The sequence below is a fragment of the Hamadaea sp. NPDC050747 genome (assembly GCF_040654195.1).
Lineage (GTDB): Bacteria > Actinomycetota > Actinomycetes > Mycobacteriales > Micromonosporaceae > Hamadaea.
In genome coordinates, this window is sequence record NZ_JBFAHM010000001.1 from 418,591 (window position 1) to 431,832 (window position 13,242).

A 13,242-nucleotide genomic window follows, 5' to 3' on the forward strand; every position below is an offset into this window, starting at 1 on the left:
GCCGCCCGTTACGAGGCGTGACGGACACCGTTCTGGTCTACGTGGGACTGATCTTCGGGGGCATCCTGGTCGCCGTCGTCACGGCACTCGTCGCGGCCGGCATCGTCATCGTCGTCCAGCGGTTCACCGACGCAGCCCGGGAACGCCACGACGGCTACGTCGACGCCATCGGCATGGTCTTCGCCGTCGTCGGCGTGCTCTACGCCATCGTGCTGGCCTTCGTCGTCATCACCGTCTGGGACCAGATGGGCTCCGCCCGGGAAGACTCCTTCACCGAGGCGACCGCGCTCGTGGACGTCTACGCGTACGCCGAGAACGCCGCCGACCCGGCCCGCTCCGAGATCCAACTCCTCGCCCGCTCCTACGCCGACCAGGTCATCCGCGACGAATGGCCCGCGATGCAACACCACGAGACCGTCCCGCTGAACGGCTGGAACACCCTCGACCGGCTGCGGGAAGCAGTCCGGGGCACCGCCCCGGACGCCGAAGCCTCGGACGCCGCAGTCGACTCCTACGAAGCCGCGATGGACGCCGTCACCACCGCCTCCGAAGCCCGCTCGGCCCGCGCGACCGCCTCCACCCGCGGCCTACCGCTCGTGATGTGGTTCCTACTCGTCGGCGGCGGCCTGCTCACCATCGCCTTCGCGTACCTGTTCGACATCGCCGGGCTCGTGCCCCAACTCATCTTCACCGTCGGGCTCACGGTCATGGTCGTGCTGCTGTTGTACGCCGTCTACCAGCTCGAATATCCGTTCGCCCGGGGCGAGCGCATCGAACCCGACGCGTTCCGGTTCGCCCTGGCGCGGTTCGCCCAACTGTCCGGCTAACGATCAACGGAGAATGCTGGTCAGCTGACCCGATCGGGGTCGGGCGTCTCCGCCAGCGACTCCGCCGTGACCGGGTGCCGAATGCCGGGATGCGCCTCGGGCAGCGCCCGCCGCAGGACATACCAGCTCAACGCCAGGCAGGCGGCCACGAGCGGCCAGGTCAGAGCGGCCTGCGCCAGGCCGAGCGCGGTGGTCGCGTCGGCAAGCCAGAGCGGGGTGAAGACGGCGATGCGGATGGCGTACTGGCCGACCCAGATCCAGCTCGCGCGCTGGTAGCCGCGCAGCAGCCAGGGATCCTTGCGCCAGCGCGTCTTCTGCCCGAGGGCGGCCCCCACGACGACACCCAGCAGCGGCCACCGAGCCACGATGCTCACCGACCAGGCCAGTGCGCTGACGACGTTGCCGGCCAGCCGGGCCAGGAAGAAATCGGAGCCGCGCCCGGTGTAGAGGGCGATCATCGTGGCCACGCCGACACCGAGTGCTCCGAGCAACACGGCGGTGAGCTTCCCGCCACGCCGCCACCGCCACAGTCCCACGCCGACGGTCACGACACCGGCCGCGACCGCCCCCCAGCCGATCGACTTGCCGCCGGCGAGATACCCCGCGACGTACGCCAGTGGCCCGACCGTCGCGTCCACCGCGCCGCGATAGCCGCCGAGCACGTCGTGCAACGAGTCCTGCCGTGCCTCGCGGTCACTCATACGTCATCCTCGGTAGCCGGCCAGTTCCACAGCGTCTTGACGATAGCTTCATCGTCCGTCGGCGACCCGTGCGAACGTGCTCGATGTCGCGGCGGCCACGTCATGAACTTAGGGTAGGCTAACGCGCCCGCCGTCGAACAGGGGTTAGCTGATCCCGTGGCCCTTGCCGAAGGACGCCGAAACGACTCAGGGCCGCTCGCAAGAGCGGCCCTGACATGGTCGGGGTAACCGGATTTGAACCGATGGCCTCTTCGTCCCGAATTAGGATCAGCGTCCGTGATCACCTCGGCGCGTGGCCAGAATTGCAGGTCACCGTCTCGGGAGTTGTTGGTCTGTGAAGCCCCGGAAAGCGACCTCTTGCAAGATCATCTCCCCATTTTCTCCCCATGATCTTTGGTCCTCCTGGCGGGTCTTGCGAGAACGCGGCTCAAGAGCGAAACATGTCCGCGCACTGTCCGTGAGCCCGTTCCGGCCGCGTCCGAGTATCCCTGGCCTCACCGCCCGCCACTCGGAGGACGAGCGCGTCGGGGATTTGCCCTTCAGAACTATCGTGGCGCTGTGTCTGTGACAACGCAGCTTGACTTAGGCCCCCTGGTCGGCTGGCTGGAGGTACACACCACCATCGAGCGCGTGCTGAGCACTATTGCGCTGGTAGTTGCCACGACCGCGGGGATCTATGCAAAGCGACAGGCCAACGTCGCCGCGGCATCGCTCGAAGAGTCTAAGCAGGCCAACGCCAAGGCCCACATGATCGCACGACAACAGCTATCCATTGATGCACACCAGCATCTGGAGGCCAACACGCCCTGGATCGACGTCGTCGAGCGCGGGATTGAACGCCCGTTCGTTTCTGATGGCGAACGAAGTCAGCCGTTGCTACCTGGCCAGGAGTTCGATTGGTTGAATAACCGATTCGTGCTCCTCGGGTACGAGGTGACAGCGACCATCCTCAACTACGGCGGACGGCCCGTTCAGCTCAGGCCGAGCGCCACAGTTGAGTTCATTGAGGATCCAACCGCCGGCCTGTCCCGACCGTTCGAGCTGTATCCCGGCAACGTCTACCTGCTGCCTGCGGACCAGCGAGCGCGGATCCGCTGGAAGCCGACCCACGTGTTGGAAGTCTGGATGAAGCGTTTCGCTCACCCGTACGGGCAGATGTATCCGGCATCCGGTCCTGAGATGATCGCGGGATGGGAGGATGCGTTGACGCTGGCCTGCACCGTTGCTCCGGATGGCGGTGTGCAGTTTGACCTGGCTCTCACGCTTGAAGCCGAGGTCGTCTGGCCGGAGGATCCGCAGGATCGCGGTTTCTGCGTGGAACGCGACGAAGTCCGCAAGCGTGGGATGAAGCCGTTCGTGTGGGTTCCGTCGGGGTATCCGCCGTACATCAGAGTGAGCCGAGAGCGGCACACCGCGGCTTAGGGATGTGACTGCGCGGCGGTCTTGCCAGGATCCGAAAATGCGGTGAGGTTGAGGCGCGCCGCAGGCCAGTCGGCCGTCGAACGTCCCGACTCGCCGACACAGCCTGCATCCCATCAGCTGACACAGTCGGACACTAGTACGAGCAAGGGCCGGTATCCACAACCGTAAATACCGGTCCCCTGCCTGCGCCTGGGAGGTCATCTGCGGAGGGTCAGGGATTCTGGAAGACATCGCTGCCTTAGCGGTTTTCAAGACCGGACGCACAACCGGCTCCGACCTGCCGCGATACGGACGGTGGTCCCGCGATGCCCGACCATTGCCCGGATCTTGCCTTCTCATGCTCGCCACGTCGACTGTGCCACGGACTGCGTCAGGCGGTGTCACCCGGCAGCGCCTGCCCTGGCGGCTGGCGTCGAACTTCGGCAAGCCGGGCGTCGTCGAAGCTCATCTCCCGTCGGATCGCCGCATGCAAGGCATCCATGGCTTCCCCAAACTTGACCCGCGAAATCACCTGGTTGTACTCCGGAAACTCGTCCGAGCGGAGATCGGCGTCGAACATGACAGGAAAGATGGCGTTGAAGCGCCTGTTGACCTCCCGGGACCCGATGATCCACATGCGGCAGCCGAGCTGTGCTCGTTCGAACGGCTTCAGCCGCAGATCCGCGGGCAGCCTGATCCCTTCTCGGCTGCGCTGGGGGATCAGATGGTATTCGAACCAGAGCTGCTCGGCGTATGCCTCCGTCATGACGTCCACATAGAGCTGGGCACGCTGCTCACGGAGCCAACGCGCCTCGTCCTGCTTGAGAGCGAGGCGGAATGTCAGACGAGGCACTGTCACCGCAACGATCCCTGATACAACGACGGCTGCGAGTGCGATCCAGGTCTCTGCGTTCACATGTCGGAGCGTAGATGGGCGAAGCACATTGCTACTACGGGCGAGCGGTACATCGATTGATCATCGTCCTTGATCACCTCGGTGCGTGGGCAGAGCCGCAGGTCATCGCCTCGGGCGATGATCTCCTAAAGCAGGAGCCCGGGACCGTCAATCACTCGCAGGTCGATTCCGACCTCGTCGCAATGACCCTTCACTTCGTCCTTCACCTGCGAGTCAAGTTCCTCCAGGCAGATCATCAGGTGTGTATCCGCACCAACCGCCTTCGACTTCGAGACATCTCGCCGATGATCCTGGCCAGCGAAGCCGGCTGCTGTGCTCTTCGCTTCGCCAGCAAAGAGCTGGGAGGCACGCCAGCCAAGAATGTCAAGGTCACCTAGAGGTGCGCCGCTCTGGTCGACATTGACGCCCGGCAGGAGGTAGCTGCCCTCTTCGCCTAACAAGCAGCTCGCGGCGAGGACCGCCACTCCACCGTTGAGGCTTACTCGTTGCAAAAGCGAGTTGAGGCGATAGTAGATCTCCGGCTCGCCCTGCGGTCCCCCCGCATAACGAGCTGCCGATCCGCAACCACGGCATCTGGCCACCGGAGTGATGGCGCCGATCTCCTCGAACTCCTGTAGGGCACAGGTAGCACAATCAACCCGCCAACCTCGTAGGACCAGCCCGACGCTTATCAGTTGCTCAAGTATCTTGGCGACCTCAGGCTTCTTAAGCTTGAGCTTCTGACACGGCGCAAGCGTTGCAATTTCGCCAAGAGTACGGAAGGAAATTTTCTTTGAGGCGGAAAGTTCCAGCAGTTCCTTGACGCTATCGTCAGAGATTTCGCGCTTGTCGCGCATGTCAATTAGCGTCCGGCGCAGATCGCGATCCGGCTCAGCGGTGAGCGCCGCTATCACGCCGTTGGCACCCCGGCTACGGAAGATCTTAGGATCGACTCCAGCGCTAAGAACACCCCTGATCTGCTGGCCCTTATCGTTTAGCACGTAATGAACGCCAGCGTCTAAACATGCGGCTTCGAGTACCTTCTCCGCACTAGGAACGCCGATAGTTAATGAGTATTGCGAATAAGGGAACGAGACGAGCTGCAATCTACCCTGTTCCCAAGTCGCATTTTGGTGATACAAATGCGCTACGGCGTTTCGCTGAGGCCCGACGATTTCGGGTGCGCTAATCCGGACGACGACGTGTCCAGATCCCATGAAGCCTGGGTTCCAGGCCAGCGGCGTCTTTGCCCGAAGCTCTGAGGTAGGGCGCTGCCAGGACATCGGAGCTTCATTCTGTGGGCCTGTAGACCTATCACGCATCCATCCATCCACCATATTGAACATGATGGCCGCAGCCAGTTGCCTGTCCGGGTCCGGCGGCTTTGAGAAGATGCGCTCTTTGACCTTTCGACTCGCGTAGTCCGAAACGCCGAGACCACGTGCAAGTTCACGTAGTTCCTCCGGCTCCTTGGCGAGTCCAACAATCGTTAGATCTGGCTCGGTGCGTGACGTGGCCCGGACGCGCTCTAGCAGGGCATCGCGTACCAGCGGCTCCAATAGCACCTCAGACGATGTCAGAATCGTTGTCGACTCATCCCAAGCATTTGGCCGAATTGCTCGACAGTTCCAGAACCAAACCGCCTCATTGAAGTCTTCAGGGTCATCCATCACCCAGACAAGGCCCAATGTGGACATGAATGGTGAAACGATTACGGTGTCGACATCGTGAGCGGCTGTCGCTCGAAGGACCGTGGTGCCGCGAAGCTGAGCCAGAGCCAAGTCAGTTGGGGTGGTGTCAGTTCTGAGCATGACCCCGGCGTCCGCCCAAAGCTTTCGTTCATCATGGATTAGGACGTCGCCGACACCCGCCATGGTCAATAGCGTTCGCTCGACCGGTAGATCGAACGAGGTTCTTTGCAACTGGTCCTGCCCAATCGCGACTATTGGATGCGCGTTCCAGTACCGCCCGTCCTCAATCGGAGGGGCAGGCACCCTGTTGACAGCCTTTGCAGCTTCTTCGGTCCATGCCGATCGGTGGTCTTCATCGACAGTGAAGTCGACGTAGTCGATGACCTGCATCGACTGTGCAGCTTGTAGCCACAGGGGCCCGACCGACCCATCCTCCCGCACCGGCAGCAAGATGGATCGCACACCGCCCCAGATCGTTGCCGCGCAGGCCATCGCTTCGCCAAGTCTTGCAGTGTCACCCTCCCTGACGAGGAAAGCCCTTCGCTTCGGGGCTACCTGCACCTGCGCGAAAGTCGGTCCAATGAAGGTCTTGGATTCGACGACAGTAAGCCGTTCGAACCCCGGTGTACGCACTGATTCGTCAAACTGCACGTCTGGAGGTAATCATCACTTCTCGCCAGACGCAACGAACATGCTCCATTGACACCCGTCTGGTTTGACCACCAACCGTGGCATCCAGAGCGCGCCGCCTACCGTGGCAGCATGCATGCGCTGGCCGCGAGAGGCCCGGGCCGCAGCTTGCTGGCGAACGCGCCATTCGCACCGAGCGAAGCGCGTGCCTTGAAGACGTACAGAGTTCTCCCCGATGATCATGGACTGGCTTGTACGCTACGCCTGATGCGTCTGCGGCCCTAGCCCTGAAACCAGTCTCGCGGCCAACGGCCCTCAGTAACCGCGATACTTATGTCAACGGTCAGATCCAGCTTGTACAGCGGGACGTCGGGTTCCTGCGTTAGCTCCCCGATGTCGCCGCGCCAATTGGTTCCAAGAACAACCACGGCGTCATCGAGAGTCTCCAGCCACTCGGCCGCCTTGCGCAGAACTGCCGCCTCGGTCGGACCGGTGATCTCGACAAGGGCGTGTGGGTTCTCGTAGACCCTGATCCGTGTAGGACCATTCGGATCATTAGGTGGCTTGATCATGACGGCACTATCGGCGAACGGCCCGATCCGTCACCGATGATCGTCGTTCTCATCGGCTGACACTGTTGGTGTAGGGCAATTGTGGAACTCGCGGAGCGGGTCCCTTGGGCCGCAGGGCAGCATCTCCCAGTTGCGGAAGCCTTCGCCCTCGCTCGGGTTGGGACTCGGCGTCGGACTTGGGCCCCTGCTGGGCAGGAGGCTCGGGTCGGTGACCTGACAGCTGTGCCCGTAGCGGTAGGCGGCGCAGACGTCGGGGTGCGAGAAGTCGGCTATCCACCATCCGCCGTCGCCATCCTGCCGGACTGTGAACGTCCACAGCGTCACGCCGAGGTTGGCGTTCCCCCAGTACGGGAAGACATCCAGCGGATAGGTCTCTTCGGCGATCACCTCGTAGACCAGCCTGCCGGGCTCAGCGGACACCTTGCCCGCCATCGCCAGGTCGTACCGGGTGCGCTGCCACTCCTTGCCCGGCGGTGGCGTCTCCCCGGGCACGGGCGCGTCGAGGACGGCCCGCACCTGCCGGACCCGGTCGAGGACAGCCGCGCGTTGCTTGCGATCCACGCTCGCGCCAATCTTCATCTCGCCTTCCTCGTTCTGCGGCTCGCGGTACTGCGAGAACGCAGACGAGAAGAACAAGCCGTGTGACTGCCACGGCCTGCGATACGTATTCCGAGGTCACCGCTCATCGAATCGGATCGCCCACCAAGCAGGGCCGAAGCTCATCGACGTGGCGCGCCGTGCGGGCGTGTCCGCCGGCACAGTGTCCAACGTACTGAACCGTCCCGAGACGGTGCCCGACTCGACACGAGACAACGTGCGCGCCGCGATCGCCGATCTCGGCTACGTGCGCGGCAGACCAGCGGGGGAGCTGGCTGCGCACTGGCGTCGGTCAGGGTTCGCCACCTGGTTATTCAAGCCCGCTGCGACCGGCCGCTATCCGAAGCGCGCGGGCAAAGAGCCGTATCCGGTGCCGATCCGGGCCGATCCGTGGCCCGGCGTGCCAGTGCGCGGCCGCAACGCCCTTCAACGCGCGGATGCGTCCTGGCTACCGATCTCGCTGTGGCTCACTCCGCACGGATCGCGGCACAGCCACAAGACGATCATGGACGGTTTCGGTACGCCGGACTCGCTCAAAGACGAGCGGATGAGCCACTTCGATGGCTCGGTGCAGGCGCGCTACTCGCACGTCATGGCGGCCATGCGTGAGCGTCTGATGGAAGACCTCACGGAGCTGTGGCTGGCGGCTCTAGCCGAGCGCGGGCGCTCAGCCCCGGCTCCCCAGTTGCTGTTCTGGACCGCTGCTGAGCCAACCGGAGCACGCTCCCGAGTGACCGATTCTCAAGACCTTCTCCCAGAATTCTCCCCGGGGAGATCTTGAAACGCATCAGGGCCGGTCTCCCTTGCGGGAAGACCGGCCCTGAACTGCCGTTCTTACAGTCGGGGTAACCGGATTTGAACCGATGGCCTCTTCGTCCCGAACGAAGCGCGCTACCAAGCTGCGCCATACCCCGATGGCAACTCGGAAATAGTAGCGGACGCCCCCGCCCCCGCCAAACTGGGTATCCCCGTAAACCGCCGGGGCGGATCAGCGGGGAATCAGCGTGAGGATCGAGGCCTCCGGCCGGCAGGCGAACCGGATCGGCGCTGTGGGGTGCGTACCGAGGCCCGCGCTCACGTGCAGCCACGCGTCGGTGCCGAGCCAGCGGTGCAGGCCCCGCGCCATGCTCCGGTCCAGGCCGCAGTTGGTCACCAGGGCGCCGACGCCGGGTACGCGTACCTGACCGCCGTGGGTGTGCCCGGCGAGGAGGAGGTCGCAGCCGTCGGCGGCCATCTCGTCGAGGACGCGGGGTTCCGGCGTGTGGCTGACGCCGATCGCGATCGCTGCCTCGGGCGTACGCCGGAAGCCGGTGTAGCTGTCGCGGTCGATGTGCGGATCGTCCACGCCGACCAGGTCGACGACCCGGCCGCCGGCTTTGATCGAGTCCCGGGCGTTGTTGAGGTCGCTCCAGCCCGCCGAGGTGAACAGCGCTCGAAGTTCCTCGTGGGGGAGTTCGACACCGTGCCGGTAGCTGTCGGCCCCGTCGACCTCCGGGTCGTGGCCGAAGTAGCTGAACGGGCTCTTCCAGACCGGGCCGGAGTAGTCGTTGGAGCCGAAGACGAACGCTCCCGGGTACGCCAGCAGCGGCTGCAGCGTCCGGCTGAGCGCCGGCAGCACCCCGGGGTGGCCCATGTTGTCCCCGGTGACGATCACCAGGTCCGGGTCGAGCCCGGCCAGCTGCGTGACCCAGCGTTGCTTGCGCGTCTGCCCGGGCGTCATGTGCAGATCCGACAGATGCAGGATGCGGAGCGGCTCCGCTTCCGGCGCGAGGACCGGCACGTCGAACCGGCGCAACGTGAACATGTTGCGCTCGACCAGCGACGCGTACGCGAAGGTGGCCGCGCCCGCCACGACGGTCCCGGCGGCGATTTTCCCGAGCGAACCCATGCCCGTTAGCGTAGTTTCTTCGATCGTGAGCACGCTGAAGGACCGCCTGACGGCGGACATGCGGAATGCGATGAAGGCCCGCGACGAGACCGTCACCCGGACGCTGCGGATGGCCTTGGCCGCCATCGGCAACGCCGAGGTCGCCGGCAAGGTCAAGAAGGAGCTGACCGACAGCGAAGTGCTGACGGTGCTCACCAAGGAGGCGAAGAAGCGCGCCGAGGCGTCGGAGGCGTTCGCCGGAGCCGGTCGCGCTGAGCAGGCCGCCGCGGAGAAGGCCGAGGAAGCCGTCCTGCTGGCGTACCTTCCGCAGCAGCTCACGGACGACGAGCTGACCGCGGCCGTGACCGCCGCGCTCGCCGGCGGTGACTTCTCCGGCCCGGGCTCGATGGGGCCGGCCATGAAGGCCGCGCGTGCCGCGGTCGGCGACAAGGCCGACGGCGGGCGAGTGAGCGCTGAGGTGAAGCGGCAGCTCGGCCTGTAGGCCCGAGTTGATCAGTCCGTCGCGGAATCGATCAGGACGCCGCGGACACGACACGCCGGTCGATCATGACCGATAGTTCATGATCGCGCAGAAAAAGCCGGCGCGCGGAGGCGGTGCGGAAGCAGCGCGGGAGGCGCGGCGACCAAGAGGTGGGCAGAAAAAAACCGGCGGTGGGGGCTCGCCAGATGGCCCCCGCCGCCGGTTTTTCTCACGCTGTGACCAGTTGCCTGGTGGTCTGCTCCTTGAGGGCGGTTTCGAACGTGCGGCGCCAGCTGATCACCTGTGGGTGGCGGCGGAGCAGCGCTCGCCGCTCACGCTCGGTCATCCCGCCCCACACGCCGAATTCGATGCGGTTGTCGAGTGCGTCTGCCAGGCACTCGTATCGCACCGGACAGCCCCGGCAGATGCGCTTCGCCACGTTCTGTTCCGCGCCCTGGACGAACAGTGCGTCCGGGTCCCCGTTCCGGCATGCAGCCATGCTGGGCCAGTCGGAATTCATGCTCCACGTCCCCCCTTGCGTTCCCCCTCGCCGCCCTTTGGGGTTTCCGACGCTCTCCTGCCCCGCGCAGGGCAGGCGAACGCAGACCTCCTCCCCGTCTTTACCCCTCGACGGGCGGCATTGCTCGCCGGACCATCATGCTCCGTAGTCAGGCGATTACGCAATGTTGTCGGCAAAATCGCCTCAAACGGATTTTTCTGCGCGCTTCGCTCCGGCGTGCCATATGTGGATCTTCTTCAACTGGGACGGGCCGATCCCTCCGAAGGGGGACCGGGTGACGTTGCCGTGGGGCTGGGCAACCGCACACCGGGGATCGTGCGTCTTGACCAACGAAGCTGGGCACGATCGGTGTCGCTTTTCGCCCATCCCGAGCTGAGCAGCGCCTTGTTCCACGGCTGAGCAGCACCCGTCCCGGACCGGGCAGCGCCCCGTCCCAAGCTGAGCAGCGGCCCCACGCCGCTCCTCGTACACTGAGCCGACCGGAGGGAATACCCCGTTTCCCCCGTCATAGACCCCCAGGCGGTGAAGCCGGATGCGTAAAAGCGATCACAACGTGTTCGCGAATGTGTTGTCGCTGCTGATCTGCGGTGTGCTCGCGGGTGTCGTGGTGGCGGCGGCGGCGTTCCCGGCGATCGCGATGTCCGGGCTGGCGGCCAAGACGGGCGCGCAGGCGTTCGCGGATCTGCCGACCGAGCTGACGGTGAAGCGGTCGCCGCAGATGAGCAAGATCTACGCGAACGACGGCAAGACCCTGCTGGCGTCGATCTATGACGAGAACCGGCAGGACATCGCCCTGGACGAGATCCCCAAGGTGATGCAGCAGGCGATGATCGCCGCCGAGGACCACAAGTTCTACGAGCACAACGGCGTCGACGTCAAAGGCATCGCCCGCGCCTTCGTGGCGAACAAGAACTCCGGCGAGACCCAGCAGGGCGCCTCGACCCTGACCATGCAGTACGTCCGGCTGTCGATCACCTACGCCGCGAACAACCCGAACGACGTCCTCGACGCGGCCGTCGACACGAACGCCCGCAAGCTCCGCGAGGTGAAGTACTCGCTGGCGATCGAGAAGAAGCTGACGAAGGACCAGATCCTCGAGGGCTACCTCAACATCGCGTACTTCGGCAACCACGCGTACGGGATCTATGCGGCGTCTCAGGTCTACTTCGGCAAGGAGCCGAAGGACCTCACCGTCGAGGAGGCGGCCTTCCTCGCCGGCCTCGTCAAGTCGCCGAGCACGTACAACCCCGTGGAGGACGACGGCTCCACCGACGAGGTGGCGTACAAGGAGGGCAAGAACCGGCGCGACTGGGTCATCGACCAGATGCTGGAGATCGGGGCGATCTCGGCCGACCAGGCCACCAAGTCGAAGGCGACCGACCTGAAGATCACCGGCAAGCCCGCGCCGAACGGGTGCACGGCGACGCTCGTCGCCAGCGCCGGCTTCTTCTGCGACTTCCTGCAGCGTTGGTGGATGAACGAGCCCGCGTTCGGGGCCAACTCCTACGAGCGCGAGCGCGCGCTGAAGACCGGCGGCTACAAGATCATCTCGTCGCTGGACGTGCCGACGCAGAACGCCTCGAAGAAGAACGTCGAGAAGTACCTGGCCACGGGTAAGAAGCACGCGCTGATGGTGGTTGCGGTCGAGCCCGGCACCGGCAAGGTCCGGTCGATGGCGGTCAACCGCAACTTCAAGATCGACGACGCGGCAAGCCCGAAGAACGGTCTGTCGACCGACCCGGCGAAGTCGAAGAAGGGCATTCGGGGCACCTACCCGAACACGGTGAACCCGCTGATGAGCGGCGACCAGTACGGCTACCAGTTCGGCTCGACCTTTAAGTTCTTCACCATGGTCGCGGCGCTGGAGAACGGCTACCCGCTCGACTACACGATCAACGCCGTCAGCCCGTTCGTCTCCAAGTTCCCGATCGCGTCCGGCCCCGCCAGTTGCGGCGGCTACTGGTGCCCGGTCAACGCCAACCCGAGCTGGATGAACGGCGTACGCAACATGTGGTCGGGCTTCGGCCGCTCGGTCAACACCTACTTCGCCGCGCTGATCCAGCGGGTCGGACCGGAGAAGGCGGTTGCGGCCGCCAAGGAACTGGGCCTGACCTTCCGGGGCGACGCCACGAAATGCCGCAAGGACGGCGGCTGTGACGATGCCTACTACGCCGCGCACCCGGACGCCTGGGGCGCGTTCACCCTCGGAGTCACCGAGAACACGCCGATGGAGATGGCGAACGCGCTCGCGACGCTGGCCGCCGACGGCAAGTACTGCCAGCCAATTCCGGTCGAGGCGATCATCGACCACAACGGGGCCAGCCTTGACGTCGCCAACCCGCGCTGCGAGCAGCGGGTCAAGGTCGAGGTCGCGCGGGGGGCCATCGACGCCGCCCGCTGCCCGGTCGGCGACAAGTCGCTGTGGGGCAAGTGCGAGGACGGCACCGCCCGGACGACCCGGGGCATCGTCGGGAAGCCGATCGCGGGCAAGACCGGGACCACCGACGACGAGCGCACCGCCTCGTTCATGATCACCACCAAGCAGCTCTCGGTCGCCGGTATCGTCGCCGACCCGGATTACATCCACAACAACGTCAGCCGGAAGAATCTCGGCGGCAAGGATCCTCACAGCGGGGTGGTGAACCCGGCGGTGGCGTACACGCTCCGGGACGCCATGAAGGGCAAGCCGTCGATCCAGTTCGACAAGCCCGGCTCCAAGATCGCCTTCGGGACGAAGGTGAGCATCCCCAACGTGACCTGCAAGTCCGTGGCCGACGCGACCTCGATCCTCAAGAACAAGGGCTTCACGGTCGACGTCGACAAGAAGCCGGTCGCCTCGGCCTGCCCGGCCGGAACGGTCGCGGGCACCAGCCCGAGCGGCTCGACCAGCAAGGGCAGCAACGTCACGCTGCAGATCAGCGCGGGTGGCGGTGGCCCGGGCGGGCCGGGTGGTCCCGGCGGCCCGACGACGCCGCCCCGCCGCAACGACGGTGCCCAGACCTGGCTCTGCCCGCCGTTCTGCCTCCCGGAGGACCCCGTCCAGCTCGTGCCGTGACCGCC

The 13,242-nt window shown here is 65.1% G+C and carries 12 protein-coding genes and 1 tRNA gene; 5 read left to right on the forward strand and 8 right to left on the reverse strand.

The window, feature by feature from the left end:
* Window positions 1-17: 17 nt before the first annotated feature.
* On the forward strand, window positions 18-827 hold the full coding sequence (locus AB0H43_RS02010) for a DUF4239 domain-containing protein (RefSeq protein WP_359994978.1): 810 nt from the start codon (window positions 18-20) through the stop codon (window positions 825-827).
* Between the two features lie 20 nt (window positions 828-847).
* On the opposite strand, the gene AB0H43_RS02015 is transcribed toward AB0H43_RS02010, so the two are convergent.
* Complete coding sequence (locus tag AB0H43_RS02015; RefSeq protein WP_359994980.1) at window positions 848-1,528, reverse strand: DUF3159 domain-containing protein; 681 nt, start codon at window positions 1,526-1,528, stop codon at window positions 848-850.
* A 558-nt stretch (window positions 1,529-2,086) separates the two neighbouring features.
* Between AB0H43_RS02015 and AB0H43_RS02020 the strand changes: the two genes are divergently transcribed.
* Window positions 2,087-2,950, forward strand: coding sequence for a hypothetical protein (locus AB0H43_RS02020; RefSeq protein ID WP_359994983.1), 864 nt, complete (start codon window positions 2,087-2,089; stop codon window positions 2,948-2,950).
* Window positions 2,951-3,320: 370 nt separating this feature from the next.
* On the opposite strand, the gene AB0H43_RS02025 is transcribed toward AB0H43_RS02020, so the two are convergent.
* The 4 genes from AB0H43_RS02025 to AB0H43_RS02040 all read right to left on the reverse strand — a co-directional run bounded on the left by AB0H43_RS02025 (window position 3,321) and on the right by AB0H43_RS02040 (window position 7,296).
* On the reverse strand, window positions 3,321-3,845 hold the full coding sequence (locus AB0H43_RS02025; protein WP_359994985.1) for a hypothetical protein: 525 nt from the start codon (window positions 3,843-3,845) through the stop codon (window positions 3,321-3,323).
* A 125-nt stretch (window positions 3,846-3,970) separates the two neighbouring features.
* On the reverse strand, window positions 3,971-6,166 hold the full coding sequence (locus AB0H43_RS02030; RefSeq protein WP_359994988.1) for a hypothetical protein: 2,196 nt from the start codon (window positions 6,164-6,166) through the stop codon (window positions 3,971-3,973).
* A gap of 260 nt (window positions 6,167-6,426) precedes the next feature.
* Window positions 6,427-6,717 (reverse strand): hypothetical protein, encoded by a 291-nt coding sequence (locus AB0H43_RS02035; protein ID WP_359994991.1) that lies wholly within the window; start codon window positions 6,715-6,717, stop codon window positions 6,427-6,429.
* 30 nt (window positions 6,718-6,747) lie between these two features.
* Window positions 6,748-7,296: a hypothetical protein gene (locus tag AB0H43_RS02040; RefSeq protein ID WP_359994994.1), complete on the reverse strand. Its 549-nt coding sequence runs from the start codon at window positions 7,294-7,296 to the stop codon at window positions 6,748-6,750.
* Window positions 7,297-7,444: 148 nt separating this feature from the next.
* On the opposite strand from AB0H43_RS02040, the gene AB0H43_RS02045 reads away from it, so the two are divergent.
* The gene (locus AB0H43_RS02045; protein ID WP_359994997.1) at window positions 7,445-8,095 is read left to right on the forward strand and encodes a LacI family DNA-binding transcriptional regulator; all 651 of its coding nucleotides are present in this window, start codon (window positions 7,445-7,447) and stop codon (window positions 8,093-8,095) included.
* 59 nt (window positions 8,096-8,154) lie between these two features.
* Here AB0H43_RS02045 and AB0H43_RS02050 read toward each other — a convergent pair.
* Together AB0H43_RS02050 and AB0H43_RS02055 are read right to left on the reverse strand one after the other, a co-directional pair.
* Window positions 8,155-8,228, reverse strand: a tRNA-Pro gene (locus AB0H43_RS02050).
* Window positions 8,229-8,302: 74 nt separating this feature from the next.
* Complete coding sequence (locus tag AB0H43_RS02055; protein WP_359995000.1) at window positions 8,303-9,202, reverse strand: metallophosphoesterase; 900 nt, start codon at window positions 9,200-9,202, stop codon at window positions 8,303-8,305.
* Window positions 9,203-9,227: 25 nt separating this feature from the next.
* On the opposite strand from AB0H43_RS02055, the gene AB0H43_RS02060 reads away from it, so the two are divergent.
* Window positions 9,228-9,683 carry a GatB/YqeY domain-containing protein gene (locus AB0H43_RS02060; RefSeq protein WP_359995003.1) on the forward strand — a complete coding sequence of 152 codons (456 nt, stop codon included), beginning with the start codon at window positions 9,228-9,230 and terminating at the stop codon, window positions 9,681-9,683.
* A 208-nt stretch (window positions 9,684-9,891) separates the two neighbouring features.
* Here the strand turns inward: AB0H43_RS02060 and AB0H43_RS02065 are convergent, their stop codons facing one another.
* Window positions 9,892-10,182, reverse strand: a complete 291-nt coding sequence (locus AB0H43_RS02065) for a WhiB family transcriptional regulator (RefSeq protein ID WP_253759488.1) — start codon at window positions 10,180-10,182, stop codon at window positions 9,892-9,894.
* Between the two features lie 532 nt (window positions 10,183-10,714).
* Here AB0H43_RS02065 and AB0H43_RS02070 point away from each other — a divergent pair.
* The gene (locus tag AB0H43_RS02070; RefSeq protein WP_359995006.1) at window positions 10,715-13,237 is read left to right on the forward strand and encodes a transglycosylase domain-containing protein; all 2,523 of its coding nucleotides are present in this window, start codon (window positions 10,715-10,717) and stop codon (window positions 13,235-13,237) included.
* The last annotated feature ends 5 nt before the right edge of the window (window positions 13,238-13,242 follow it).